The organism is Nocardioides sp. YIM B13467, assembly GCF_042788075.1.
GTDB lineage: Bacteria > Actinomycetota > Actinomycetes > Propionibacteriales > Nocardioidaceae > Nocardioides.
Window position 1 is genome coordinate 1 of the sequence record NZ_JBHZPJ010000022.1, and the last position, 26485, is coordinate 26485.

The following is a 26485-nucleotide window of genomic DNA, read 5'->3' on the forward strand; positions in this document are numbered from 1 at the left end:
CCCCCCACGGCGCGAGAGGCGCCCGTCCCGAAATACTGGGACGGGCGCCTCTCGCTTCGTCGATCCGCAGCAACTCAGGTCGAGCGGTCACTCATACCGCCTAGCCATCGATGAAGACCGTTACACCGTGCGTAAAGAAGTCCTTGGCTGCTGGACCTTGTTCACGCGCGCCATAAGAAGAGGACTTCATTCCACCGAACGGCGCCCAAAAGTCGACGCCAGTGGTCGGCGCGTTGACCCGGACCATTCCGACCTCACTGGAGCCGATGAAGTCGAGGACGGAGGCAACGTCAGAGGTGAACAATCCAGCCGACAACCCGAACGGGGTGTCCGCTGCGATGGCCATCGCCTGCTTGGCGTCGTCGGCCCGAACCAGCGCAGCCACCGGGGCGAACACTTCTTGCTGAAGCAGGACGTCTGACACTCCAGGGTCCACCTCAACCAACGTTGGGCTCAGGACGTTGGTCTCCACGTCCGCCTCTGCCCCGGTGAGCGTCTTTCCGCCGGACTGCTTGACGGCGTTGAGCGCCTCAGCCAGCGCGCTCGCGCCGATCACAGGACCCGTGACCGTCTTGGCCTCGAACGGGTCCCCCACCGGGATCGTTCGAATGGATTCAGTCAACTGGTCTCGGAACGCGTCGTAGACCGAAGCCTCTACGATGATCCGGCTGGTCGCGGTGCACTTTTGGCCCGCGAATGCCATCGAAGATCCAGCGACTGCTGCAACTGCCTGCTGCAGGTCGGCATCTGCCAGGACCACCGTGGGGTTACTGCCCCCCATCTCGGTCTGGCACGGAACTGCCCGGGCCGCCGCGCGCTTGACTAGCGAAAGTCCGACCGGCGTACTCCCCGTGAAACTGATCGCGTCGGCGCCGTCGTCATCCAGTAGACGGTCGACCACGGCCTTTCCTCCGATCGCAAGACGCAGCAGGCCTACCGGAAAGTGGGGCGCCAGGATCTCGACGAGGCGACTCGCGACGCCAACGGCCTCCGAGGAGGGCTTCAGCACCACGCCGTTGCCCCACGCCAGCGCCGGCACCAGCTTCCACAGAGGAATCGCGACGGGAAAGTTCCACGGGGTAACCACAGCTACGGTTCCGAGTGGGCGACGGGTGGTGAACTGGACGCCTCGGGCCGTCGAACCGGGCAGCACGTCACCGGAGGGCATCATCAAGCCGCCGGCGTGGTAGCGGAGGATGTCGATCCCCCGCTTGACCTCGGCCTGTGCCTCGGTGATCGGCTTCCCGACCTCTCGAACCACAAGGTGAGCCACTTGGTCGCGATTCGCTTCCAACGCCGCGGCCGCCGCGTAGAGAGAGTCGGCGCGGACGGTGGCTGGCTGCTCGCGCCATTCCCGTCCGGCCCGACGAGCCGTCTCGACGATCTCGGACACCTGTGCCCCCGTCGTGAGGGCGAACTCGCCGATCAGATCGGACGAGTCGTACGGGTTCTTGCTGGCAAGGACGCCATTGGCAGACATTGGTTGCTCCTGGTCGGGGACGGATCGAGGTTCCTGCTAGGGCGATCTGTCTAGACGGTTCAGCAGTGACGGTGCATTGCGCCTCGTCTGAGCCCACCGAAGGCCGCGATGGACAGCGCACCCTGACTGACGCCGCGATGCTGCCGCAGTCTGGGGCACCATGACCGTTCGATGGTCCATTGGACGGTCCGGCACATTGTTGGCGCCAGCCCACGCGATGACAGTGACGCTCATGACAACGTCTACTTCCGGATCCGCGACGACCCTGAGTGACACCCAGGTCACCGAACTCGCCCAAGAGCTCTACGACGCAGAACAGTCGGGGGTGCCCATCCAGCCGATCAGCCAGCGGTTCCCAGAGGCAACCATCGCTGACGCCTACGCAATTCAGGCTGCCGGCACCAGGATGCGACGCGACGCCGGCGAACTCGTACGCGGACGCAAGGTGGGCCTGACCGCACGGGTCATGCAAACGCAGTTCGGCGTCGACGAGCCTGACTACGGCGTTCTGCTGGGTTCCATGTTCCATCACGAGAACACTCCCCTCACCAGCTCCGCACTCATCGCGCCAAGAGTTGAGCCAGAGGTGTCCTTCGTACTCGCCCATTCGCTCAAGGGGCCGGGGGTCACCGTCGCCGATGTCCTTGCCGCGACTGCCTTCGTCGTGCCCTCGCTGGAGATCATCGATTCCCGCATCAAGGACTGGAAGATCACGATCGTCGACACCATCGCCGACAACGCATCTTCTGCGCGAGTGGTCGTGGGCGGCGCTCCGACGCCGCTCGACCAAGTCGACCCCAGAACGATCGGTGTCGTCCTGCGCCGCAACGGCGCCATCGTCGAGACCGGAGCGTCCGGAGCAGTCCTAGGCAATCCAGCCGCCGCCATCGCTTGGCTCGCAAACACCCTGGCGCCGTTCGGCGAGCATCTCAACGCGCGAGACCTGATCATGCCCGGCACATGTACCCGCGCGATCGAAGTCGTGCCCGGAGACACGATTCGAGCCGAATTCGACACCCTTGGCGACGTCACCGTCAGCTTCGTGGACGACTCCGCAGATGCGCCCACGATGAACAAGGTCGGTGCCCGATGAACACGGTGCAACTGAATGATCTGGCGAATCGGCTCGACCAGGCCGCCACGTCTCGCGTCACGATCGCTCCGTTGACCAAGGAGAATGATCTCACGGAGGCAATGGCCTACCAGATCCAGCGCGAAGTCGTCGAGGCACGGATCAGCCGTGGCGCTCGTCTGCTGGGGGGCAAGCTCGGACTCACCAGCAGAGCCAAGCAGATCGCCATGGGCGTCGACCAGCCACTCTACGGACTTGTCACCAGCGACATGGTCATCGAGAGCGACGAACTCGATCTAACCGATCTGATCCATCCCCGCATCGAGCCGGAGATCGCATTCGTGCTCGACAAGCCCCTGGAGGGCCCCGGAGTCACGCCAGCCGACGTCTTGGCTGCGACTGCATACATCTGCCCAGCACTTGACGTGATCGACAGCCGGTTCGACGGGTTCTCCTTTACCCACCTCGACGCAATCGCGGACAACGCCTCATCAGCGGGTATTGCGCTGGGCGTCGACCTTGTCGCCCCGGCGACAGATCTCACAACCATCGGTTGCCTCCTCGAGGTGGACGGCGTCGTCGTCGACTCGGCCGCTGGCGCGGCCGTACTTGGGCACCCGGCTGCCTCCGTTGCCTTCATGGCGAACGCACTCGCGGAGCGTCAGGAGCGGCTGGAGGCCGGCTGGATCGTCCTTTCCGGCGGCCTGACGGCGCCGGTACCGATGAGCCCGGGCCGCACAGTCACAGCTCGCATCGCCGGCCTTGGCAGCGTCACCGTCACCGGCGTCACTCGAAACGGGAAGTCAGCCTGATGGGGTTCTGAAGCCCGGCTGAGTCTTGCGGCTACGGAGAGGAGGTGAAAGCGATGTGGAAGATCACCAGTGGGCGTCCCGTGCACCTTTCGCACGACCTGCTGTGCCTGTCTTGCGGTCATGCTGTGCACACGTATCTGCCCTGCAGCGAGACCTGCTCTTGCCCTCCACGCGCGATGCCAGGAAGCGTGGCGGCATGACCGGCGCATCCTCCTTAGCCCGGCCCCCGGCGCCGGGCTACCCTCCGCCGAGCATTAGTTAACATGCCACCAGATCAGCGAGCAGACAAGATGGGCGGCGACCAAACCGGTCGCCGCCCATCTTGCCGTTTGAGCACCCAGGAGGTGCGCGCCACCGACTCCTGAGGTTGATCAGGAGCTGTTCAGGTCCCCCGCGGAACGACTGGAACTGGCCACTCCTCATCCGGGTGGCTGGGAATGGTGCTGAGCTCGTGAGAGAGCTGTCTGGCTGCGTCACGGACCAGTGGTGTGGCTCGGTCGACATGAGGCGTGTTCGCTGGCCCGATGACGCATAAAGCCGCGCATGCCGGGAAATCTTCGGTGCCGAGATAAGCGGTCGCCACGACAGGCGCCGCTGCCGCGCCCCATCGTCGGTCGTAGCGTCCGGTGTCGCGGGCTACCCGGTTCTTCCTGACCACAGCGAGCTCTGACTCAAGAATGGCTGGGGCCACCGGGCGGCCGGCGGCCTCGGCTGATGCCAGGGCACCATTCACGACCTTGGGTGAGGAAAAGGCAAGGATGGCCAGTCCCGTCGAGGTGTGCGCAGCGGGACGTCGATCTGGCAACGCTGAGGTATCGACGACGTGCCCGGGAATACGTTCGACGACAACCATGTCTCCTCCTTCGTACACGGCCAGCTCCACGGTTAGCCCGGTTCGGCTGGCGAGTTGCGCCATGAGAGGAAGTGCCGCTGCCCGAAGGATTCGGGTAACTGGGACATTGCGACTCCATTCGAAGAATCGCAGACCAAGTTGATAGCCGTGGACGGTCTGTTGCAGAAGATGGTGGGCGACGAGCCTCTCCGCGATCCGGTAGACCGTCGCCTTCTTCATGCCGGTTGCGGCGGTGAGATCGGTCAGACCGATGCCGAGGGGATGCTCAGAGACGGCCTCGAGCACGAGCGCAACCCTGCTAACAGTGTCGCGCCCGGCGCTCGTCTCGGAATCACTGATCCGCATGCTCTTCAGTGTCCATCCATCGTGCCCCAGATCTGCGTACATCGTGCCACCGATCCGCCCGGTTCGCACCACGGAGGACGAATCGAAGACTGACCAAGGTAACCCCTGCGCCGATCACCGCGGCTCCGACCGCGTGAAGGGCCGTCAGATCGTCCGTCGCTCCCGTGACGACGAGGGGTAGCCCGGCGACCGGCGCGTGCACGCGTCCGGCGAATGAGATCAGGACGATCCCCGCCGCGAGAGACGGCCAGAGCCACACGGAACTCTCAGGAACGACTTCCGGGGTCGCAGCCGCCACCACACTGACCACGCTGGCAAACACGTACGCGTTGACGATCGGCCACCAGTTCGCCAAGAACGCTTCCGGTCTGTGAGCGGCGACTGCAGTGGTCGAGACGACGGATGCTGTGATCAAGCCGTGACCGGTGACGGCGGAGACGACGACCACCGGCGCGAGGACCGCCGCAACTCCAACGGCCCGGCCCGGCCACTTCGGGATCACGGCGCCCGGGCTACCAGAGGCGTATCGGCGCCAACTCGTCCCAGGCGCGACGCGCCTCCGGGCGTTCCCAGAGGGGCATCGCGTCCGGGCAGGACCGTGTCGAAGAAGGCGGCATTATCTGCGATGTGATGCTCCCCGGACGTGCCTAGCAGCTTCACGGGGTTGATGGCCGCGGAAGCCGGACATACCTGCTCGCATGCACCACAGTCGATGCACTCAAGCGGGTTCACGTACATCTTGCGGTCACCCTCGTAGATGCAGTCGACGGGACACTCCTCCATACATGAGCGGTCCTGGACGTCGATGCAAGCGTCTGTGATGACGAAGGCCACGGTGAGCTCCTTCAGGTTGGTTGTTCGGTTCAGGCGGGCGAGAGCGAATGCACCTGCGACATGCCCGCGCCGTCGGTGGAGTGCCCCGGGAAGACGGCGGCTTGCGGGTCGATATGCGCAGCGGCGTGGTTGACGGCCGTCGCAGCCTCTCCGAAACCGACTGCGATCAGCGCCACCCGACCTGGGTATGTACATATGTCGCCGGCAGCGAAGACTCCCGGGCGGCTGGTGGCCATCGTGGCGTCGACGCGGATCTTGCGGTCTTCAAGATCCAGGTTCCACGTCTCGATCGGGCCGAGGTTCGCGATGAAACCCAGAGCCGCGACGACGTGGTCGCACGCTACTTCGATCTCGTTGCCCTCAGCCGATCTGATCGTGGAAGATGAGAGCGGTGACCCCGACATGCTCACAACCTGGCTGTTCACATGGACGTTCACCAGTTCATTGGAGAGCACGCGATCGACGGTGTCCGGGTGGGCCCTGAATCGGTCCCTGCGGTGCACGAGACGCACAGACCCTGCGACACCGGCCAACGTGTCCGCCCAATCGAACGCTGAGTCGCCACCACCGACGATGAGGACGTTCTTCCCCGCCAGCGTCGAGGGGTGTTTCACGAAGTAGGAAACGCCCTGCCCGACGTACTCCTCCCCTACCCCGAGCGTTCGGGGAACAAAGTTCCCCACACCGCCGGTGATGACGACTGCGCGTGCATGCACCGTGTCACCCCTCGAGGTCGTCAACGTAAATCCGCCGTCGACCTCATCCACCTCGACAGCGGTGCTCCCCAAACACCAAGTCGGCTTATGCGGGGCAAGCTGCGCAATCAACTGTTCGATGAGCTCGCGGCCTTTGACCTCGGGAAAGCCCGCAATGTCGCGGATGGCCTTCTCTGGATAGAGCGCCGCAACCTGTCCACCCGGCTCATCGAGCGAATCAATCATCGCAGCGGTCATCCCGCGAAGCCCCGCGTAGAAGCCCGCAAAGAGACCTACAGGGCCGGCTCCCACGATGGCGACGTCAACGTGAATCCCGCGGCTCACGACTTAGCTCCCGATTCGTAGACCGCGAATACCTTGTTCGAAACGAAGATGTTCGAGGCAGCAAACGAACTCCACGTCGGCGTTCGCCCTACCTCCTCCATGGCACCCAGGAGCGCCCACCAGTTAAGCAACTCCTGCTGACCGGACTTCTCGGCGTCTTCGAGCGTCGTTGCACGCCATGTGTCGTAGTCGCCACGAACCAGAGCGTCGTACATGCGCTCGTCAGAGGCAGAGTCGGGAAAAAGTCGGGACGTGGAGTCGACGAGGAAGCTGTGCGACCAACTCGAACTTCCGACCAGCGCAACGCGGTAGGGGCTCTCGATGCACGCGCGCGCAACTGCGGCTCCGAGGTCCATGATCCTTGCCGGCGACGGACTCGGAGGATCCAGCTCGCGCTCCACGCCGAGCGGCGTGATGTCGCCCTTGTAACTGATCACCTTCCTGCCGTAGCAGTTGATCGGGAACGCGACGACCGGATAGTCGAACCCCTCCCGGTCATAGTCCAGGTAGAGCACGGTGTTGAGGAAGGCGTGGGCAAACGACGGGTGGTGGAGCTGCTGGTAGGAGTACGGGGTGTCGAAGCCGGCGTTCAGCAGGCTCTCGACGAGCTGCTTTGCGAAGGTCCGATGCCCACGGACTACCCGCTCAGTGTCGGGGCCTTCGCCCCAAACGTTGGGTTTGCCCTTCATATTGCTCGAGTCGTGGGTGTGCTTCCACGGATGCACGACCATGTCGTCGTAGGCAAGGACGGCGTAGGGCGGCACGATGTCCTCCCTGAAGTTCTCATACTGGTCGTCACCCCAGATGAGGACGACATCAGGCTGAAACTCGTCCAGCGCCTTCCGTGTCCGCTTGAACCCCTCCCGGAGCTGCTCGCGGTGCAGGCGGCCCGCTGCACGCCCCTCGTCGTCGCTCCACTCGCGCCGAGCACGCTCCGGCCAGTTTGCCGGATCCTTTAGCTCCGTCGGGAGCAGCGGGTCTGCCAGCGCCCCGCGGAACACGGCGCTCAAGTTGTCATCGGTTCCGCTCAGCGGGGGGTAGTGGGTAACCCCGAGTCCCAGGATCTCGCCCATGGTCTTCGCTCCTTCACGTCGGATTTGGTGCCGGTGCAACGAGGGCCCCGGTTCGTGAATGCTGTGTGGCCCTCGTTACACCGGTGTTGGGGAGTCTGTGGACCGGAGCACATGGTGCTCAATCGATCGGTCCGTGCAATGGACTCGACGAGAGCACGAGGCCCGAAGGAGCACCCACGATGCTGTCAACGAGATTGAACCGAAAGAGAGGCAAGTAGGTTGACGAACAGACGGGGTGACATGACGGTGCGAGAGTTTGCCGGGTGGCTGCACGACGCACATGAGCGAGGCGCACTTCTGGACGCCGGACGCGTCGCCGGAGGTCTGGTCACTGACGCCGACCGGGTCGCGTGGGATCTGGATCTTGCCTATCGAGTCCAAGACGAACTGCATGGGCTGCGAGCCGCGACCGGTCGACAGATCCTCGGATACAAGCTGGGTTACACCTCGGCGGCGATGCGGGCACAGATGGGCGTGCCAGCCCCCAACTACGGTCCGCTCTACACGGACATGGTCCTGGCTGATGGTGAGCCAGCCGACCGGTTCGTGCAGCCTCGAGTCGAGCCGGAGATTGCCGTCGTCCTAAAGCGCGACCTCGCAGGATCTGGCCTGCAGCTACACGAGATTGCGCAAGCGGTCGGAAGCGTTCGTGCGTGCTTCGAGATCGTCGACTCGGTCTGGCGCGACTATCGATTCACCGCAGAACTCAACACTGCCGACGGTTCATCCGCGGCCGGGGTCGTGCTGGGGCCTGACCTAGGGATAGACCCCCTCGAGTGTCACCGCCTTTCAGTGACAGTCAGGTCTGTCAACGGAATCCTCGCAACGGCGAGCGGGGCGGCCGCAAGCGGGCATCCGCTGCTCGGCGTTGCATGGCTCTGCTCGACCCTGGAACGCAGAGGCCTACCGGGCTTGTCAGCGGGCCAAGTCGTGATCACGGGAGGGCTGACGTCCGCTGTTGAACTGCCACGCGGAGCTCAGATGTTCGCCGACTTCTCATCCGGCGTAAGTGTGTCGCTCCGCCGAAGCTGACAAGGCTCCGAGAGAGCGTGTCAGATGGTCGGTCAGCGGTAAGAGTGCGTGCGCATGCCACCGGTGTGAGTCATTCCGGAGGGCCTACCGCAACGAACGCCCGACCACGGAGGCGAGCGCCGGCTTCCGGCCGAAGGCGAACGTCCCGACGACTCTCGGACGCGGCGATCGATCAGTTGCTCGGAAGAACCGCTGGGGATGACAGCGAGCGAGACGCGGCGGGCTTCGTCGTACGGTGAACGACGTGTCGCTCGAGACACTGGCCGCTACAACCGGCAATGGGCGGCAGCGGCAGCGCCGACCGTGGCAACCGCGTACCTCGGCTCCGAAAACTACCCAGCGTGCGCGGCGATCAGCGTGATCTTCCCGCGGGAACATGCCTCACGCCGCCCGAGCGACTCCACTTGTTGCGGATGCAGTCAGACGACTCTCTCGCGACCTCAGCACGGTCCCCAGTCACTCGAAGGAGGAATGGCTGATCCAGTCGTCCCTCGCGAGTAAAGATCGTCATGCTGGTCAGCCCATTGGACCGCGGCCTCGTGTGACGCACGACACGCCCTTCAGACTCCGACTGGAGACAACCAGACAGGAGTCACAGATGGAGCAGAGTCGTTTCTTCATCGGCGGTGAGTGGGTTCGACCGTCTAGCACTGAGATGGTCACCGTGACCTCGGCCAGCACCGGGGAATGGGCTGGCGCGTACCCTCGTGCCGCCACCGCCGACGCGGACCGCGCAGTCGCCGCAGCACGAGAGGCCTTCGTTCGCGAGGATGGCTGGCGCACGTGGTCGGCAAACCAGCGAGCGGAAGTCCTCGACCGATTCGCATATGAACTCCGCGCACGTGGCAAGGACGTGGCTCGAACTGTGAGCACCCAGAACGGGATGCCCATCAGCGTAGCTCTCCAAGTCGAGGCCCAGTTCCCCGCGATGATGCTCGAGTACTACGCGGATCTCATCCGTCGCACACCGGATGAGGTCGAGCATCCATCAGCCATGGGAGGAACGACCAAGGTCCGATCAGAACCCATCGGCGTGGTGGCTGCGATCGTCCCGTGGAACTTCCCGCAAGCGCTCGGAGCCCAGAAGTACGCCGCTGCACTCGCTGCGGGTTGCTCAGTGGTCCTGAAGCCCTCGGTCGAGACAGCTTTGGACAGTCAGTTCGTCGGAGAGGCTGCTCAGGCGGCTGGCCTACCTGCCGGCGTCCTCAACATCGTCCCCGGGGATCGCTCGATCGGTATGCACCTCGTCGAGCATCCGGACGTGGACAAAGTGGCGTTCACCGGTTCGACGCGAGCTGGTCGGGAGATCGGTGCCGCGTGCGGCCGACTGATCCGGCCCGCTACTCTCGAGCTCGGTGGCAAGTCAGCGGCGATCTTCCTGGAAGACGCTGAGCTTGAGGTCGCCAAGGTCGGCGAGGCGCTCTTCGGCGCAACCCTGCTGAACAACGGTCAAACCTGTTTCCTCTCAACCCGGATCCTGGCCCCACGCTCGCGGTATCAAGAAGTGGTCGAGACGTTCGCAGCGCTGGCCGAATCGCTCTCCGTAGGCGATGCGCTGGATCCAGCGACCCAGATCGGCCCTCTCGCCACCCAAGCCCACCGCTCCCGCGTCGAGGAGTACATCGCACTCGGCCGCTCGGAAGGCGCCCGGCTGGTGACAGGTGGTGGCAGACCAGCCGAAGCCGGCGACGGATGGTTCCTGCAGCCGACCGTCTTCGACGGTGTCGACAACTCCTGGCGCATTGCTCAGGAGGAGATCTTTGGTCCTGTCCTGACCATCACCCCGTACGACGACGAATCCGATGCGATTCGGATCGCGAACGAATCGCCATACGGTCTCGCCGGCACAGTTTGGACTGCTGATCGCGATCGTGGGAACGCAGTCGCCCGCCAGCTTCACACAGGCTCCGTCGGCATCAACGGCTATCTCCCAGACCTTTCATCGCCGTTCGGCGGAGTCAAGGCGAGCGGCGTCGGGCGAGAGCTTGGGCCGGACGGCCTGCGTGCCTACCAAGTGAGCAAGTCGATGTACCAGTTCTGATCTGGCTGACCGAGGGAGAGGCAACCAGCGAGGACCGCGCCGATGGCGACAACGACCGAGGTATTCCGCGCGCCGATCGCGGACTCATGGCGCCGGACCAGCCTGGCCGGACTGGACCCGACGTCCGCACTGACGGTCGTCCCGCACGCCGACATCGATCGCGCGAGCCCGCTGGCTGCCGCTTCCGGCCCGGTCCTCGAGGAGCTCGACTCCATGCTCGAGGGCACGGCCCTGATCACCATGCTGGTCGATCGCGAGGGCCGCATGATCCGTCGTGGGTGCGCTGACAGTCCGACCCGAAGCGCGTTCGACAACCTCGGCGTCGATGTCGGCGCCTCCGTGCTGGAAGAGGCGATCGGTACGACAGCGCCCGGCATCGTCCTCGAGACGCGCCAATCGATCAGCGTCCACGGCGGGGAGCACTTCGCGTTAGCCCTCAGGCGATTCAGCTGCTACGCGCACCCGATCTTCCACCCCACGACGCTGCGGATCGAGGGCGTGCTCGACCTGACCGCCATGGGCGATAGGGCGGATCCGTTGCTCGGGCCATTGGTCAAGCGGGCGGTGGCCGACATCGAGCAACGGCTGCTCGAAGGTAGCCGGGTCTCAGACCGCCAGTTGCTCTGCGCCTTCCGGTCCGCAGGTGCCCGCCGCCGCCCGGTAGTGGCAGTCGGCCACGACCTCCTGATGTCCAACCAGGCGGCGATCGATCTGCTCGGATCAACCGACTTGACGCTGCTCCGCATGATCGCGGACGACGCCCCCACGGGGGTGGCAGTGGAGATGACCCTCGAGTCCGGTACGGCGGTGCGGGTCCGGGCCGACAGAGTTCGAGGTGCCCGAGGCGGGGCACTGCTGCATTTCGAGCCACACGACCCTCCTCCTTCCAGGCGGGCAGCCGTGCCCGTCAGGTCGAACGGGCCGCTTCTGGTGTCGGGTCCGCTTGGGGCCGGACGCAGCACGCGCGCCCGGGAACTGGCGAGCGCACCGCCCGTGACGACGCTGACGGCTGCGCAGGCCCGGCTGCACGGCGATACGTGGGCGCGGGAGTTCGCTGCCCTGACCCGAGCCGGCAAGGGCACCATCTGCGTCGACGGCCTCGACCTGCTTCCGGACGACCTTCTTGACCTGGTGTCGGCTCACGTCGCCACCCGTCGCGCGCCGAAAGTGTTCATGGTTTCGGGACCGCGCGAATCGTTGACCGGACGCGCCGCCGCCCTAGCTGCTGAATGCATCGAGAGCGAAGACATGGCCTCATTGGCGAACCGCTCGCACGAACTGCCTGTCCTCGTTGCACGGATGTTCAAATCGTTGGGCGCCGACCCATCGCTCCACTTCACCCCTAGTGCGCTGCGGGCGCTTTCGTCCCAGCCCTGGCCCGGCAACCTGCGTGAGCTCCGCGCGGTCCTCGAGCACGTCGTGGCCCACCGTTCACAGGGCGGTGTCACGCTCTCTGACCTCCCCGCGGCATACCAATCGTCGGTCCCCGCCCGGCCGATGTCGCCGATCGAGCGCGCCGAACGTGACGCGATCGTGGCCGCCCTCCGTGAGCACGCCGGCAACAAACGACGTACCGCCGAGGCACTCGGGATCTCGCGGACCACGTTGTACGCAAAGATTCGTGCGTTGAGGCTTGCATCCTGAGCCGTGACGTGGAACGCACCCGTCATCGCTGGCGCGAGGCGGGTCGGCGGTGCACCGTGACCACCCGGCCTCCCTAATCACCTCACAGGCGACTCGACCCAACGTGTCCAGTTCTTGAACGTCCGCGGTCCGTGTCTTTCGTCACGATTGCTCGTATCCAGCCCGTCACACAGAGGAGCGAACATGAAGACCAAGGCAGCGGTGGTCTATCAGACCGGGAAGCCGATCGAGATCGAGGAGCTCGAGCTCGACAAGCCCCGTGAGGGAGAGGTGCTGATCCGCTACACGTACGCCGGGCTCTGCCACTCCGACGTGCACATCGCACACGGAGACCTCGAGGCGCGACTGCCAATGGTGCTGGGCCACGAGGGCGCGGGTGTCATCGAGGAGGTCGGCCCAGGCGTCACCAGGGTCAAGCCGGGCGATCACGTCGTCTGCTCCTTCATCCCGAGCTGCGGCACCTGTCGCTACTGTGCCAACGGCCAGCAGTCGATCTGTGACATGGGAGCGACCATCCTTGAAGGGTCCCTGCCCGGCCAGCACTTCCCGATCTCCGGACCACATGGCCAATACGGCGCCATGTGCATGCTCGGCACGTTCAGTCAGTACGGGGTCATCCACCAGAGCTCGTGCGTGAAGGTGGACGACGACCTGCCGCTGGACAAGGCGGTACTAGTTGGTTGCGGAGTACCCACCGGCTGGGGGTCGGCGGTCAACACCGCTGAGGTGAAGCCCGGCCAGACGGTCATCGTGATGGGCGTCGGAGGCATTGGAGTCAACGCCGTGCAAGGCGCCGTGCTCGCCGGCGCGAAGAACGTCATAGCGATCGACCCGCTCGCCAACAAGCGCCAGAAGGCAATGGAGTTCGGCGCAAGCCACGCATTCGCAAGTACCCACGAGGCGATGGAGACCATCACCAACCTCACGCGCGGCCAGATGGCGGACTCCGCCATTCTCACACCGGGCCTGCTGACGTCTGACATCGTCGCTGGCGGCTTCAACGCAGTCGGCAAGGGCGGCATCATCGTGCTCACCGGACTGAACAAGATGGAGGAAGTCAACGTCCAGCTGCCCGGGTCGGTCCTTACGCTCTACCGCAAGCAGATCCGAGGAAGCGTCTTCGGCGACTGTAACCCGACAACTGACATCCCGCGGCTGCTCGACCTCTACCGCTCCGGTGATCTCAAGCTCGACGAACTGATCACCCGGACCTATACGCTCGAGCAGGTCAACGAAGGCTACGACGACCTTCTCAACGGAGCGAACGTCCGTGGAGTGGTCGTCCACGAGCACCCCTGACCGACACCGGAGCGGGAGCCGTACCTGCTCTGGCGCATCGGGAAGAACATTGGCCACCAGTGACGTACACGTCGTCGTTGGCACGCCCGGTGTGCCCGACTATTCCACGGCTCCCAGCCCCGATCCGCTGGGCCCAGCGCGTGCAAGCACCAGAACCCCAAGCGAGCCACAGCGAGACGCCGCGACCGCCGCGCACGAGACCACGCCACACCCGGCCCCCTCTTCAAACACTGCGACGTCAAACGCCCGCCGGGCGTCCGTGGATCTCGTCCTGACGGCCGACGGTTGCACGGACAGCAAGACGACCATGGTCCACGTCACGCCGCTCACGAGGAACTACCAGTTGCACTGTCAGCCCGGATCGGGCCCCACCAGCGCGAACGGAACGCATGCGTAGGCCCAGGACGCTGCCCGCCATGCTCATGACGATCACCCCGGCTGCCAGTGGGCTGCCCAGACAACGTATGGGCAGCCCACTGTCTCCAGCGGATAGGCGAGCGCCGCCGAGACCACGATCGCGGCGCGATACGCGAGCGCAACTCGAGAGGCCACACCTCATCCGAGGCACCGCTTGGTAGATCCCGCACGCCCAAGCGGGACTCAGTCTTCGAGCGGCCCCAGGGAGGGCCCGGCGACGAACCGGACCGTCGGATCGGCGAGCACGTCCAGCTCCAGTACGACCAGCTCGTTGTGCCCGGACCGCAGCACGGGGCCTGGCACGAAGAGGGTGCGCTGCGGCCCGCGTCGCCAGTAGCGGCCCAGGCAGAAGCCGTTGACCCAGGCGATGCCCTTGCCCCAGGCGGCGGTCTCGAGGAAGAGGTCGATGCCGGGCTCGGCCGAGAAGTGTGCGCGCCACGCGGTGGGCCCGACCCCGGAGCCACGGCCCTCGGGCGGGCCGGTCTCCCACAGGCGGGGCACGCGGTCGAGGTCGATGGCCAGGACTTCCCAGCCCGTGAGAGACACCCCGTCGAGCAGAGCAGGCCCGACCAACCCCTTGTGCTCACCGATGCGGGGGCCGTAGTTGACTCGGCCCTGGTCCTCGACGACCAGCTCCAGCCGGCCGCGCCCGCGTGGCAGCTCGATCGCCCGCTCGTGGTGCTCTCGCTCGAGGATGCCGACCGGAGCGCCGTCGAGGAGGACGGCGGCCCGGTCACGGACCTCGCCGAGGGTGAGGACGCCCGGGCCGTCGCCCGGCAGCTCGGTCCGGTAGACGGCCAGACGAGTCTCTGCCTCCAGCTCGTCCAGCACCGGCAGCGACTCCCACCGGCTCCAGGAGCCCCAGGCCGCCGGGTCGTCGAGCAGCCGGACCGGCTCGCCCAAAGCCACCGTCTGCTCGGGGGCGAGACCGGCGGCGCCGGGGATCTCGGTCGGCACCGGGGCGTAGCGGGCGATGACGTCGCGGAACGCGAAGTACTTCGCGGTCGGGTTCCCGGCCTCGTCCAGGGGAGCGTCGTAGTCGTACGACGTCACCGTCGGCCGGTAGATGCCTTTGTCGTTGGCACCGCTGGTCAGGCCGAAGTTCGTGCCGCCGTGGAACATGTAGACGTTGACCGAGGCACCGGCCGCGAGCAAGGCGTCGAGCTCCTCGGCGGCCCGCTCGACGGGGGTGGTGTGGTGCCGGCCTCCCCAGTGGTCGAACCAGCCGTCCCAGAACTCCATGCACATCAGCGGCCCGGTCGGCTGGTGGTCGCGGAGGGTGCGCAAGCGGTTCACGCTGTCCGACCCGAAGGAGCTGGTACGCAGCACCCCGTCGAGGCCACCGGCGGCGAGCATGGCATCGACGGGCTGGTCCACGGTGACCAGCGGCACGCCGATGCCGGCGCCACGGATGATGTCCGCGATCGCCTGCAGGTAGTCCTGGTCGTCACCGTACGCGCCGTACTCGTTCTCCACCTGGACCAGCAGCACGGGTCCGCCCAGGTCGACCTGGTGCGGGTGCACGAGCGCCAGGACCTGGTGGAGGTACTTTTCGACCGCGTCGAGGAAGCGCGGCTCGTGGCGGCGGATCCCGACGCCCGGCTCCCGGAACAGCCAGGGCGGCAGCCCGCCGTTGTCCCACTCCGCGCAGATGAACGGCCCCGGACGCACGATCGCGTACATGCCGGCCTCTCCCACCAGGCGCAGGAACCGCGGCAGGTCGAGGATGCCGTCCGTGTCGAAGAGGCCCTGACGGGGGCTGTGGGCGTTCCACGGCACGTACGTCTCGATGGTGTTGAGGCCCATCAGCCTGGCCTTCTCGATCCGGTCCGCCCAATGGTCGGGGTGGACCCGGAAGTAGTGCAACGCGCCGGAGAGGATCCGGAACGGCTCACCGTCGAGGAGGAAGTCGGTCTCGCCGATCGTGAACTCGGGCATGCCTACCTCTCGCAAGGGAACGGACGGCCGCCGCTCCGCGATGTGCGGCGGCCGTCGGTCCCGTCAGTCGTGGGTCAGTTGACGCTGAAGCCCTGCTCGTCGCCGTACTTCACGAGCGCTTCCTGCCAGGCTCCCAGGCCGTCCTCGAGGGCGGAGTGGGTCTGGTAGGACTTGCCGACGGTGTCGCCGTAGATCGTGTCGGCGTACAGCTGGTACGGCAGGTACTGCCAGCCCTCGACCACCTGGGTGGCCGCGTCGGTGAGCACCTGGTTGACCTGCTGGCCACCGAAGTAGTCGCTCTTCTTGTCGACGAACGCCGGGTCCTGCAGGTCCGCGACCGTGGCCGGGAAGCCACCGCTCTCCAGGAACGGCTCGACGCCCTCCTCGTGGTTGAGCCAGCGCACGAACGCCGCCGCCAGCGCAGGGTTCTTGCTCTGCTCCAGCACCGACTGGGTGCTGCCCCCGTTCTCGGAGGTCGCCGGCTGCCCGTCGTACGTCGGCATCGGCGCGGCCCGCCACTTGCCCGCACCGTCGGGCACGGACTGCTCGAAGACACCGGGTGCCCAGGCGCCGAGACCGATGGAAGCGATGGTCCCGTCACCCAGCGCCTTGTACCACTCCTCGGTCCAGCCGGGGATGGTGCAGACCAGCTCGTCCTCGATGAGCTGGTTCCACACGCCCGTCCACTTCAGCGTGCCCTCGTCCTGCAGATCGATCGTGACGCTCTCGCCGTCGGACTGGAACGGCGTGCCACCGGCCTGCCAGATCATGCTGGTGGTGAACCCGGCATCACCGCTGTCGTTGGTGATGCACTGCGACGGGTCCTCCTTCTTGATGGTCCGGGCGGCCTCGACGTACTCGTCCCAGGTGGTCGGCACCTCGAGCTTGTGCTCGTCGAAGACCTGCTGGTTGTAGAAGAGCGCCATCGGACCGGAGTCCTGCGGCAGCCCGTAGAGGCCCTCGCCGGCCTGCACCGAGGCCCAGGTCGACGGTGTGTAGTCCGCCTCGAACTCGTCGAAGCCGTACTGGCCCAGGTCGACCAGGTCGCCGGGCAGCGCGAACTGCGGCAGCGCCTTGTACTCGATCTGCGCCACGTCGGGGCCGCCCGAACCGGCCTTGATCGCGTTCTGCAGCTTGGTGTAGTGGTCGTTGCCGGTGCCGGCGTTGACCAGCTTCACCTCGACGTTCGGGTACTGGTCCTCGAACGCCGCCACCTGGGCCTCGGCGGACGGGGTCCACGTCCAGTAGGTGATGGTGCCCCCTTCCTCGAGAGCAGCGTCGAGGTCTGCGGCAGTGCCTTCGCCTCCGCTGCCGCCCCCGTCGTCCGAGCCGCAGCCGGCGAGCACGGAGGCGGCCGTGAGGGCTGCGGCGACAAGGGCGATCCGGCGGCGGGCTCTGCGCCCACTGATGATCAACATGTCGTTCCTTTCATTTCACTGTTTGACGCTTCCCGCGCTCAGGCCGGACTGCCAGAACCGCTGGAGGAGGATGAAGGCGATGACGAGCGGGACGATGGTCAGCAGGGATCCCGTGACCACCAGGTTGTAGACGGGCTGCGCGTTGGCGCCCGTCGCCTGGGCGCTCCACTGGGTGAGGCCCACGGTGAGCGGGTAGAGCTTCGGCTCGCTCAGCATGATCAGTGGCAGGAAGTAGTTGTTCCACGTCGAGACCACAGCGAACAGCAGCACCGTGACGATGCCCGGAGCGAGCAGGCGCAGAGTCACCGTGAAGAAGATCCGGATCTCGCCGGCGCCATCGATACGCGCCGCCTCGAGCAGCTCATCCGGCACGGCGTCCGCTGCGTAGACCCACATCAGGTACAGGCCGAACGGGCTGATCAGCGAGGGGATGATGATCGCCCAGACCGTGTTGGTGAGCCCCATGTTCGAGAACATCAGGAACGTCGGCACGGCCAGCGCGGTGCCGGGCACGGCGACCGCGCCGATGATGACGGCGAAGACCGCCCGCCGCCCGGGGAAGCGGTACTTGGCCAGGCCGTAGCCGGCCGCGGTGGCCAGCAGGGTGGCACCGCCGGCACCCACCACGACGTAGAGGACGGTGTTCGCCAGCCAGCGCAGGAAGATGCCGTCGCGGTAGGTCAGCGTGTCGCGGACGTTGCTGAAGAACGCGAACTCGTCGCCGACCCACAGTCCCGGGCTCGAGAACAGATCCGCCTGTGTCTTGGTGGCACTCAGGATCAGCCACGCCAGCGGCACCAGCGTGTAGACGAGGAACAGCGCCATCAGCACGGTCAGCAGCGGCGACCGTCGCGCCGCCAGCGGCGACGTGCTCACCCGGCGCGTCACTTCATCGCCTCTCGTGAGCCGCGGAGCTGGACGGCGTACGCGATCACCGCGGTCAGCAGGCCCATCACGATCGCGACCGTCGCCGAGTAGTTGTACTGCTGCCCGCCGAAGGACAGGTTGTAGGCGTAGAGGTTCGGTGTGTAGTAAGTCGTGATGATGTTGGGCTCCAGCGTGCGGAGGATGTTCGGCTCGTTGAAGAGCTGGAAGGTGCCGATGATCGAGAAGATCGTGGCGATCAGGATGGCCCCGCGCAGTGCCGGGATCTTGATCGAGAGCACGGTCCGCAGGGCCCCGGCGCCGTCGAGCGCGGCGGCCTCGTAGATCTCGCCGGGCACGGTGCGCAACGCGGAGTAGAAGATCAGCATGTTGTAGCCCACGAACTCCCAGGTCACGATGTTCGCGATCGAGGCGAGCATCCAGTTGCTGCTGAGCGGCACGATCGAGGTGCCGAACAGGTCGTTGAGGTCGGCGGCCAGCCCGAAGTTGGTGCCGTACATGAACCCCCACATCAGGACGGCCACGACGCCGGGAACGGCGTACGGCAGGAAGATCACGAGCCGGAAGAAGCTCGTGGCGTAGAGCCGGGCGCTGTCGATGGCCAGCGCGGCCACCAGGGCGAGCCCCAGCATGATCGGCACCTGTACGACGAGGAACAGCAGGACGCGCAACGAGCCGTCCCAGAACTTGTCGTCGGTGAACACGTCGACGTAGTTGTCCAGACCGACGAACTCCGTGGTGCCGAAGAACGCCTGCGCGCGGAAGAGGCTGAGGTAGGCGGCGTAGCCGATCGGCGCCAGGAAGGTCAGCGCGAAGACCGCCAGGAACGGGCCGACGAAGATCCACCCCTTCGTGTCGCTGCGCGACCACCGGCGACCGGGCACGGGTGGTCGCACGCCACCACGGCTCTCCCGGCTTCTCTCCAACTGAGTCGCGCCCTGGGACACCGTCCCACCTCCTTTCACCGCCATTCCGTGGCGGCCTGTTAACGTCAACAGGTACAGTGACGTACGACACATGTTGACGTCAACAGGTTGGCGGAAGGATTATTCGGTCCATGGCGACAGACAGCACGGCCGCGGGACCAGTTCCACGGCGGGGGGCCTCGCAGGCCGACGTTGCCCGGATCGCCGGGGTCTCGGGACAGACGGTCTCGCGGGTCGCGAACGGCGCCCGCTACGTCGACGCGGCCACCCGGGAGCGGGTGCTGTCCGCGATGCGCGAGGTCGGCTACCGGCCCAACCGGGCGGCCCGGGCGCTGCGCAGCGGACGGTTCCAGAGCATCGGCGTGATCGCGTTCGAGCTCTCCAGCGTCGGCACCACCCACACCCTCGACGCGATCGCGGCCGCCGCCACCCAGACCGGGTACGCCATCAACCTGCTGCCGGTGCTGGACGCCACCCAGGACGCCGTTCGAGCGGCGTTCGACCAGCTCGGCGAGCAGGCTGTGGACGGCATCATCATCCTGGTCGAGACGCACCGGCTCGACGGCGTCGCCGTGCCGGAAGGACTGCCGGTGGTCGTCGTCGACTCCAGCGCGGAGTACGACTACCCGATCGTCGACAACGACCAGGCCCTCGGAGCACGGTTGGCCACCGAGCACCTGCTCGACCTCGGTCACGAGACCGTCTGGCACGTCGCCGGGCCCGAGCTGTCCTACTCCGCGCGGCGCCGCCGGACGTCGTGGCAGGAGACGCTCGAGGCCCACGGCCGAACGGTGCCACCGGTGCTGCCGGGCGACTGGTCGACCGGAGCCGGCTACGAGGCCGGCCTCCGGCTGGCCGACAACGAGGAGGTGACCGCGGTGTTCACCGCGAACGACCAGATGGCCCTGGGACTCCTGAGAGCCCTGCACGAGCGCGGTCGCCGGGTCCCCGACGACGTCAGCGTCGTCGGCTTCGACGACATGGAGGAGGCGGCGTACTTCTGGCCGCCACTGACCACCGTCCACCAGTCGTTCGACGAGGTCGGCCGGGGCGCGGTCGATGCCCTGATCCGGGAGATCCAGTCCGGCGAGCACGAGCACCAGGAGGCCCTGGTGCGGCCGCGACTGGTGGTCCGGGCCAGCACCGCCCCGCCCCGCAGGACGACCGCATGAGCCGGCGACCCCACCGGTGGGTGCGATGGCCCGAGTCGCTCGCGATCGAGAACGCTCGCGGACCGCTCGGCTTCGGGGCCGACTACAACCCCGACCAGTGGGGACGGGAGGTATGGGACGAGGACGTCCGGCTGATGCGTCAGGCCGGGGTGAACATCGTCTCCCTCGGGATCTTCTCCTGGGCCCGCCTGCAACCGGCCGCGGACACCTGGGACTTCGCGTGGCTCGACGAGGTGATGGATCTCCTGCACGCCCACGGCATCGCCGTCGATCTCGCCACCGCGACCGCCTCGCCGCCGCCCTGGTTGAGTGCTGGGCACCCGGAGATCCTTCCGGTCACGCGCACCGGCGAGACCATGTGGCCGGGCGCCCGGCAGCACTGGCGGCCGACGTCACCGGTGTTCCGACAGCATGCCCTGGCGGTCGTCGAGGCGATGGCGAGCCGGTACGCCCATCACCCGGCGCTCGCCGCCTGGCACGTCTCCAACGAGCTCGGTTGCCACAACCTCTACGACTACTCCGACGACGCCGCGGCGGCGTTCCGCACCTGGCTGACGCAGAGGTACGGCGACCTCGACGGCCTCAACCACGCCTGGGGCACCGCGTTCTGGTCGCAGCGCTACAGCGACTGGAGCCAGGTGCTGCCGCCGCGGCTGACGCCCACCATTCCCAACCCGACGCACCAGCTCGATTTCAAGAGATTCTCCTCCGACGCCCTCAAGGACTACCTGCGCGCCGAGCGGGAGATCCTCGACCGGCTGAGCCCGGACGTGCCGGTGACCACGAACTTCATGGTGATGGCCCACTTCAACGGCATCGACTACGCCGACTGGGCGGCAGAGGTCGATTTCGTCGCCAACGACCACTACACGCTCGTCGACGACGCCGCCCGCGACGAGCTGTCGTTCTCGGCCAACCTGACCGGCGGCATCGCCGGCGGTCAGCCGTGGTTCCTGATGGAGCACTCGACCAGCGCGGTCAACTGGCGCGCGATCAACCCGCCCAAGGCGGACGGCGCGCTGGTGCGGGACTCGCTCACCCACGTGGCGCACGGTGCGGACGCCGTCTGCTTCTTCCAGTGGCGGCAGTCCCTGGCCGGCGCGGAGAAGTACCACTCGGCGATGGTGCCCCATGCCGGCGAGGACAGCGAGGTCTATCGGACGGTGGTCCGACTGGGCGGGCACCTCGAGCGGCTCGCCTCCGTCGTCGGGTCGCGGCGCCAGCAGGCCCGGGCCGCGATCCTCTTCGACATCGAGTCGTCGTGGACCCTCGACCTGGAGGCCAACCCGAGCTCCTCGGTGAGCCATCGGGCGGAGGCTCTCGACTGGTACGTCGCGTTCCTCGCGCTCGGTGTCCGGGCTGACGTCCTGCCCGTCGGCGCGCCGCTCGACGGGTACGACGTGGTGGTGACGCCGGTGTTGCACGTGATGCCGGCCGCGACGGCCGACCTGCTGAGAGCGTTCGTCGACCGCGGTGGCCACCTGATCATGACGTACTTCTCCGGCGTCGTGGACAAGAACAACCACGTGTGGCCGGGTGGCTACCCGGGTGCACTGCGCGACCTGCTCGGCATCCGCGTCGAGGAGTTCGGGCCGCTCCTGGACGGCGACGAGGTCGTCCTCGACGACGGCAGTGTCGGGACGCGGTGGACCGACCGGATCACCGCGACGGCTCCCGACACAGAGATCGTCGCGACGTACAAGACCGGCCTGCAGGCGGGCCGCCCGGCGGTGACCCGGCGGACCGTGGCTCCCGGCTCGGCCACGTACGTCTCCACCCGGCTGGGTGCGGAGGGGCTCGAGCCGCTGCTGGCCCGGCTGCTCGAGGCCGCCGGGGTGGACAGCGAGCTGCCCGAGGGGCTTCGCGGCCGGGTGGAGCTCGCCATCCGCGCAGACGGCGAGAGGGAGTACTGGTTCCTGGTCAACCGGACCGACGACGTGGTCGACCTCGGCGAGCTGGATCTCGGCGAGCCGGTGTTCTCCTCGGGTGCCGATCGCGGCGTCGCCGAGCTGGCGGGCTCCGGGGTGGCCGTGTTCACCCGCACCGCCCGATGACCAGCGAGACCCGCCGCGCCCGCGGCGTCCACCTCCGGCGCGGCGACACCAGCCTGGTCGTCCGGCTGGACTCCACCGAGCTCCCGTGCATCCTCCACTGGGGACCGGATCTCGGCGAGACCGCGGTCGAGCACCTTCCCGACCTTCTCCGCTCGCTGGAGATGCCGAGCCTCGACGGGGCGATCTACCAGCACTCGTGGGCATCCGTGCTGCCGCAGCAGACCAGTGGCTGGGTGGGTCGTCCGGGTCTGCTGGGCAGCCGCGCCGGCCAGGCCTGGGCGCTCACCTTCGACTCGGTGGACCACACGGTCGCCGAGTCGACCGACTGCACCCGGCTCACCAGCGTCGCGCTGGACAGGCCGGCCGGTGTCGAGGTGACCACCGAGATCGAGCTGTTCGGGAACGGCCTGTTGCGCCTCCGTGGCTGCGTGCGGAACCTGGCGGCGACGCCGTACGAGGTGACGCTGCTCGAGCTGGCTCTGCCAGTGCCGGCCGAGGCCGACGAGCTCTTGGACATGGCAGGGCGGCACGCCCACGAACGCACCCCGCAGCGCCACGCGTTCACCCAGGGACAGCACGTCCGCGAGGCCTGGGGCGGTCGTCCCGGCCACGACTCGGCCACCGTGCTGTGTGCCGGCCGGTCCGGGTTCGGCTTCCGTGCCGGTCGGGTCTGGGGTGTTCACCTCGGCTGGAGCGGCAACCAGGTGCTCTGCGCCGAGAGCTCCTTCACCGGCTGGAAGCTGCTGCGCGGAGGTGAGCTGCTCATGCCCGGCGAGATGGTGCTGGGCCACGACGAGACCTATGCCTCGCCCTGGCTCTACGCCTCTTGGGGCGAGGGGCTCGATGCCTTCTCCGGCCGCTTCCACGAGCACCTGCGGGCGCGCCCGAGCCACCCGCGGCGCGAGCGACCCGTGCTCCTCAACACCTGGGAGGCCGTCTACTTCGACATGGACATGGAGAAGCTGATCGAGCTCGCCGAGCGTGCTGCCGAGCTGGGCGTCGAGCGGTATGTCCTCGACGACGGCTGGTTCAAGGGGCGGCGCGACGCCACGAGCTCCCTGGGTGACTGGGTCGTGGACGAGGACGTGTTCCCGGACGGCCTCACTCCGCTGGTGAAGACCGTGCAGGGCCTGGGCATGGAGTTCGGGCTGTGGTTCGAGCCCGAGATGGTCAGCCTCGACTCCGACGTGGCCCGGGCGCATCCCGAGTGGATCCTCGGCACCCACGCCGGTCCCGGCATCAGTTCGCGCAACCAGCACGTCCTCGACCTCTCCAACCCGGACGCCTGGGACCACGTGTTCGGTCAGATCTCGGCGCTGGTGGACCGCTACGACATCGCCTACATCAAGTGGGACCACAACCGTGCGCTGACCGGCGCAGGCCGCGGCCGAGACCACAGGCCCGCGGTCCACCTGCAGACACTCGCGGCCTATCGCCTGATGGACGCACTCCGTGCCCAGCACCCCGCGCTCGAGATCGAGTCCTGCTGCGGCGGTGGCGGGCGCCTCGACCTGGGAGTCCTCGAGCGGACCGACCGGGCCTGGGTCTCCGACTGCATCGACGCGCACGAAGGGCACCGTCTGGTCCGGTGGACCGGGCTGACCCTCCCGCCCGAGCTGATGGGCACCCACGTGGGATCGAGCACCGACCACACCACCGGACGCCAGCACACCCTGCGCTTCCGCGCCGGCACCGCCGTGTGGGGACATCTCGGCATCGAGTGGGACCTCACCGCCATGACGGACGAGGAGCGCGAGGAGCTCCGGGCCTGGATCGCGCTGCACAAGCGGTTCCGTGGCCTGCTCCACTCCGGCCGGGTCGTGCGGGCGGACACCTTGCACGACGGCCTGCAGCTGGACGGCGTGGTCGCCCCTGACGGGCGCGAGGCGCTGTTCCGTCTCTCGGCGCTCGACCACACCCTGGGCCAGCCGGCCGGCCGCATCCGGTTCCCCGGCCTGGCCCCGGAGACGGCGTACCGAGTGACGCCGGTGCCTCTTGCGGTCTCGCCCAAGGACCGCCCGCGACCCGCGTGGTACGACGGCGACGCGGTGATGAGTGGCCGACTGCTCGACGAGGTCGGCATGGTCGCGCCCCTGTTGGAGGCCGACGACCTGGTCATCGTGCACCTGGTCGCGGAGGTGGCGTCGTGACCGTCGCCGTCGGTGCCGGCCGCGACACCCGGGATTCGTCGCTCGTTCGCGTCTTGTTGGTCTGGCCAGGTTCCACCTGACGTACGGGTCCTGTTGTCTGACTCACGCCTTACCGCTCGAGCTCGCATGCCAGCCATCGCCAGCAACAGGACCCCCACATGAACCAGATCAAGTTGGTCGTCGCCGGCGCAGTGACCCTTCTGTGCGCGATCGCCTTCATCGGACACTTCTCGGACCCCGCTCCATCCGCCAGCGGAAAGGCGAGCGCCGCGGCCGCCAGCAGCAACACCCTTCGGATCGGTGTCGACAGCACCGAACCCGTCTACTACGAGAGCGGCGGCGCGACCAAGGGCTTCGACTACGAGATGGCGCACAGCGTCGCCGAAGGCATGGGCGTCGAGCCTGAGTTCGTGGCGATGGATTTCAACGAGCTCTTCCCGGCCCTGCGAGCGGGAAAGATCGACATGATCGGGGCCCAGGTCACGAGCACTTCAGAGCTCGAGCGGGAGTTCGACTTCAGCGCGCCGTACTTCTCGACGTACGTTGCCTTCCTCACCCCCAAGGGATCGACCATCCGGACGCGCGGTGACGTCAATGGGAAGAGGATCGCGGTCGTCGACGGCGCCGTCCAAGGGTCCTACCTCGAAGAGAAGTACCACGACGTCGAGATCGTCAGGACCCCTGACGTGGGCGCTGCCATCGAGCTGATCGAGCGAGGCGAAGCGGACGCGTTGTTCCATGGAGCTCCTTACGCTCAGTCGATCATCAAAGGCGCACCCATAGGCTTGGAAGAGCCGATCGTCTACCCGGTCAAGGGCGCCCCGATCGGATTCGTGATCCGATCCGGTGACCCGCGTAAAGAACAGATCGACGAGGTCCTGAAGAACATGGTCCTCGACGGCGAGTGGCTGCGGATCAAGACCGCCTACTTCGAGGCAGGCCCGCTCTCCGATGTGTTCCGCGACAAGGGAGCCTGAACCCTGCCTGCTGCAGGCGAAGGCTCGTTCATGTACGCCGACTTCCATCAACTCCTGGCCGAATGGCGCGCATCCCCACCGGGTCTGTGATACACGGGAGTGATACCCGAAGAACATCCTGGTAGGCCGGGAGGTCCGTCACATGGAAACCTCGGCGCTCGTAGCGGTCCTCGCGACCATTGTCGCGTGGTGCGTTCTCGCAGGTCGCCTCCAACAGCTGGGGCTCACCGCCCCGATCGTGTTCGTGGCAGGCGGCTGGGTGTTCGCGGACGTGCTCGGCCTTCTCGAACTCGAGGCCGAACCCGAGCTGGTCAAGGTCATCGCAGAGGTCACTCTCGTCTGGGTCCTCTTCGCGGATGCATCGCGGGTCCGGCTCGGGCAGTTCCGACGCGATCTGAGCACCTACGTTCGGCTGCTCGGTGTCGGTCTGCCGCTGACGATCGCCATCGGCACCGGAGCCGCGATGATCGTGCTCGGCTTCGACCCGTGGGCAGCGCTCCTGGTCGGCGCCGCGCTCGCGCCGACGGATGCTGCTCTCGGTGCACCCGTCATGTCCAACCCGCACGTGCCCGCGAAGGTGCGAGGCGTACTGAACGTGGAGAGCGGGCTCAACGACGGCATCGCCACCCCGATCGTGCTGGTGGCCATCGCCGGTGTCGCGGTCGATGAGGGGGTGCTCGGTGTCGAGAGCCCCGGCGGCGCGGTCGTCTCCCTGCTGGTCGGCCTCCTCGCGGGCATCGTCGTCGGCAGCGTGGGCGGCCTGGTCACCAGGCGCACACGCGAGCGCGGCTGGCTGTCCGAGGAGCTCGGCGGTCCGGCGGTTCTCGCACTCGCCCTGCTGGCGTACACCGCGGCACTTTTCACGGATGGGAACGGGTTCGTCGCCGCCTTCGTGGGCGGTCTGGTCTTCGGGAACGTTGCCGGACGAAGCGGCGAGAAGGAGGTCTACTTCGTCGACCAGTCCAGCGACATGGCCTCGATGATCAGCTGGCTGATCTTCGGCGCGCTCGCGATTCCGGTCAT

21 protein-coding genes are annotated in these 26485 nt (G+C 66.9%); 11 read left to right on the plus strand and 10 right to left on the minus strand.

The features are described 5' to 3' along the window. Positions 1–100: 100 nt before the first annotated feature. Positions 101–1480, minus strand: coding sequence for an aldehyde dehydrogenase family protein (locus ACFX43_RS05470; protein WP_378817936.1), 1380 nt, complete (start codon positions 1478–1480; stop codon positions 101–103). Positions 1481–1640: 160 nt separating this feature from the next. On the opposite strand from ACFX43_RS05470, the gene ACFX43_RS05475 reads away from it, so the two are divergent. Together ACFX43_RS05475 and ACFX43_RS05480 are read left to right on the plus strand one after the other, a co-directional pair. Then, positions 1641–2573: a 2-keto-4-pentenoate hydratase gene (locus ACFX43_RS05475; protein WP_378817939.1), complete on the plus strand. Its 933-nt coding sequence runs from the start codon at positions 1641–1643 to the stop codon at positions 2571–2573. Next, on the plus strand, positions 2570–3364 hold the full coding sequence (locus ACFX43_RS05480; protein WP_378817941.1) for a 2-keto-4-pentenoate hydratase: 795 nt from the start codon (positions 2570–2572) through the stop codon (positions 3362–3364). The genes ACFX43_RS05475 and ACFX43_RS05480 overlap by 4 nt, the downstream gene beginning before the upstream one ends. A 382-nt stretch (positions 3365–3746) precedes the next feature. Here ACFX43_RS05480 and ACFX43_RS05485 read toward each other — a convergent pair whose 3' ends face one another. Genes ACFX43_RS05485 through ACFX43_RS05505 form a run of 5 tightly spaced genes read right to left on the minus strand, consistent with a single transcriptional unit; the run spans position 3747 to position 7509 of the window. Next, a complete protein-coding gene (locus ACFX43_RS05485) occupies positions 3747–4562 on the minus strand; it encodes an IclR family transcriptional regulator (protein WP_378817943.1) in 816 nt (271 codons plus the stop codon). After that, complete coding sequence (locus ACFX43_RS05490) at positions 4549–5064, minus strand: hypothetical protein (RefSeq protein WP_378817945.1); 516 nt, start codon at positions 5062–5064, stop codon at positions 4549–4551. The genes ACFX43_RS05485 and ACFX43_RS05490 overlap by 14 nt, the downstream gene beginning before the upstream one ends. Beyond that, positions 5061–5396, minus strand: a complete 336-nt coding sequence (gene fdxA, locus ACFX43_RS05495; protein ID WP_378817948.1) for a ferredoxin — start codon at positions 5394–5396, stop codon at positions 5061–5063. The genes ACFX43_RS05490 and fdxA overlap by 4 nt, the downstream gene beginning before the upstream one ends. A 29-nt stretch (positions 5397–5425) precedes the next feature. Further along, the gene (locus ACFX43_RS05500; RefSeq protein WP_378817950.1) at positions 5426–6436 is read right to left on the minus strand and encodes an NAD(P)/FAD-dependent oxidoreductase; all 1011 of its coding nucleotides are present in this window, start codon (positions 6434–6436) and stop codon (positions 5426–5428) included. Beyond that, positions 6433–7509: an extradiol ring-cleavage dioxygenase gene (locus ACFX43_RS05505; protein WP_378817953.1), complete on the minus strand. Its 1077-nt coding sequence runs from the start codon at positions 7507–7509 to the stop codon at positions 6433–6435. Before ACFX43_RS05505 ends, ACFX43_RS05500 begins: the two co-directional genes overlap by 4 nt. Before the next feature lie 240 nt (positions 7510–7749). On the opposite strand from ACFX43_RS05505, the gene ACFX43_RS05510 reads away from it, so the two are divergent. The 4 genes from ACFX43_RS05510 (at position 7750) to ACFX43_RS05525 (ending at position 13525) form a co-directional block, all read left to right on the plus strand. Then, a complete protein-coding gene (locus tag ACFX43_RS05510) occupies positions 7750–8541 on the plus strand; it encodes a 2-keto-4-pentenoate hydratase (RefSeq protein WP_378817955.1) in 792 nt (263 codons plus the stop codon). A gap of 598 nt (positions 8542–9139) precedes the next feature. Next, on the plus strand, positions 9140–10582 hold the full coding sequence (locus ACFX43_RS05515) for an aldehyde dehydrogenase (protein ID WP_378817957.1): 1443 nt from the start codon (positions 9140–9142) through the stop codon (positions 10580–10582). Positions 10583–10624: 42 nt separating this feature from the next. Further along, positions 10625–12226 carry a sigma-54-dependent Fis family transcriptional regulator gene (locus ACFX43_RS05520; protein ID WP_378817960.1) on the plus strand — a complete coding sequence of 534 codons (1602 nt, stop codon included), beginning with the start codon at positions 10625–10627 and terminating at the stop codon, positions 12224–12226. A 183-nt stretch (positions 12227–12409) separates the two neighbouring features. After that, positions 12410–13525: an NDMA-dependent alcohol dehydrogenase gene (locus tag ACFX43_RS05525; RefSeq protein WP_378817963.1), complete on the plus strand. Its 1116-nt coding sequence runs from the start codon at positions 12410–12412 to the stop codon at positions 13523–13525. 600 nt (positions 13526–14125) lie between these two features. Here the strand turns inward: ACFX43_RS05525 and ACFX43_RS05530 are convergent. The 4 genes from ACFX43_RS05530 to ACFX43_RS05545 all read right to left on the minus strand — a co-directional run bounded on the left by ACFX43_RS05530 (position 14126) and on the right by ACFX43_RS05545 (position 19079). Next, on the minus strand, positions 14126–15880 hold the full coding sequence (locus ACFX43_RS05530) for a beta-galactosidase family protein (RefSeq protein WP_378817966.1): 1755 nt from the start codon (positions 15878–15880) through the stop codon (positions 14126–14128). Between the two features lie 74 nt (positions 15881–15954). Next, entirely contained in the window at positions 15955–17298 is a 1344-nt protein-coding gene (locus tag ACFX43_RS05535; RefSeq protein ID WP_378817968.1) for an ABC transporter substrate-binding protein, read from the minus strand. A gap of 15 nt (positions 17299–17313) precedes the next feature. Further along, the gene (locus ACFX43_RS05540) at positions 17314–18174 is read right to left on the minus strand and encodes a carbohydrate ABC transporter permease (RefSeq protein ID WP_378817971.1); all 861 of its coding nucleotides are present in this window, start codon (positions 18172–18174) and stop codon (positions 17314–17316) included. Between the two features lie 8 nt (positions 18175–18182). Continuing rightward, on the minus strand, positions 18183–19079 hold the full coding sequence (locus tag ACFX43_RS05545) for a carbohydrate ABC transporter permease (RefSeq protein ID WP_378817974.1): 897 nt from the start codon (positions 19077–19079) through the stop codon (positions 18183–18185). 161 nt (positions 19080–19240) lie between these two features. On the opposite strand from ACFX43_RS05545, the gene ACFX43_RS05550 reads away from it, so the two are divergent. From ACFX43_RS05550 to ACFX43_RS05570, 5 genes are all read left to right on the plus strand, one after another. Then, positions 19241–20281, plus strand: a complete 1041-nt coding sequence (locus ACFX43_RS05550; protein WP_378817977.1) for a LacI family DNA-binding transcriptional regulator — start codon at positions 19241–19243, stop codon at positions 20279–20281. Further along, the gene (locus ACFX43_RS05555; protein ID WP_378817979.1) at positions 20278–22335 is read left to right on the plus strand and encodes a beta-galactosidase; all 2058 of its coding nucleotides are present in this window, start codon (positions 20278–20280) and stop codon (positions 22333–22335) included. The genes ACFX43_RS05550 and ACFX43_RS05555 overlap by 4 nt, the downstream gene beginning before the upstream one ends. Further along, entirely contained in the window at positions 22332–24485 is a 2154-nt protein-coding gene (locus ACFX43_RS05560; protein WP_378817983.1) for an alpha-galactosidase, read from the plus strand. Before ACFX43_RS05555 ends, ACFX43_RS05560 begins: the two co-directional genes overlap by 4 nt. 158 nt (positions 24486–24643) lie before the next feature. Then, on the plus strand, positions 24644–25462 hold the full coding sequence (locus tag ACFX43_RS05565) for a substrate-binding periplasmic protein (RefSeq protein ID WP_378817984.1): 819 nt from the start codon (positions 24644–24646) through the stop codon (positions 25460–25462). A gap of 142 nt (positions 25463–25604) precedes the next feature. Then, positions 25605–26485: cation:proton antiporter (locus ACFX43_RS05570; RefSeq protein ID WP_378817986.1), on the plus strand; the 881-nt coding region annotated here is incomplete at its 3' end.

Coding starts and splice junctions, on each gene's coding strand:
- ACFX43_RS05470 (WP_378817936.1), bottom strand. CDS start 1,480: ATGTCTGCCAATGGCGTCCTTGCCAGCAAGAACCCGTACGACTCGTCC.
- ACFX43_RS05475 (WP_378817939.1), top strand. CDS start 1,641: ATGACCGTTCGATGGTCCATTGGACGGTCCGGCACATTGTTGGCGCCA.
- ACFX43_RS05480 (WP_378817941.1), top strand. CDS start 2,570: ATGAACACGGTGCAACTGAATGATCTGGCGAATCGGCTCGACCAGGCC.
- ACFX43_RS05485 (WP_378817943.1), bottom strand. CDS start 4,562: ATGCGGATCAGTGATTCCGAGACGAGCGCCGGGCGCGACACTGTTAGC.
- ACFX43_RS05505 (WP_378817953.1), bottom strand. CDS start 7,509: ATGGGCGAGATCCTGGGACTCGGGGTTACCCACTACCCCCCGCTGAGC.
- ACFX43_RS05510 (WP_378817955.1), top strand. CDS start 7,750: ATGACGGTGCGAGAGTTTGCCGGGTGGCTGCACGACGCACATGAGCGA.
- ACFX43_RS05515 (WP_378817957.1), top strand. CDS start 9,140: ATGGAGCAGAGTCGTTTCTTCATCGGCGGTGAGTGGGTTCGACCGTCT.
- ACFX43_RS05520 (WP_378817960.1), top strand. CDS start 10,625: ATGGCGACAACGACCGAGGTATTCCGCGCGCCGATCGCGGACTCATGG.
- ACFX43_RS05525 (WP_378817963.1), top strand. CDS start 12,410: ATGAAGACCAAGGCAGCGGTGGTCTATCAGACCGGGAAGCCGATCGAG.
- ACFX43_RS05530 (WP_378817966.1), bottom strand. CDS start 15,880: ATGCCCGAGTTCACGATCGGCGAGACCGACTTCCTCCTCGACGGTGAG.
- ACFX43_RS05535 (WP_378817968.1), bottom strand. CDS start 17,298: ATGTTGATCATCAGTGGGCGCAGAGCCCGCCGCCGGATCGCCCTTGTC.
- ACFX43_RS05550 (WP_378817977.1), top strand. CDS start 19,241: ATGGCGACAGACAGCACGGCCGCGGGACCAGTTCCACGGCGGGGGGCC.
- ACFX43_RS05555 (WP_378817979.1), top strand. CDS start 20,278: ATGAGCCGGCGACCCCACCGGTGGGTGCGATGGCCCGAGTCGCTCGCG.
- ACFX43_RS05560 (WP_378817983.1), top strand. CDS start 22,332: ATGACCAGCGAGACCCGCCGCGCCCGCGGCGTCCACCTCCGGCGCGGC.
- ACFX43_RS05565 (WP_378817984.1), top strand. CDS start 24,644: ATGAACCAGATCAAGTTGGTCGTCGCCGGCGCAGTGACCCTTCTGTGC.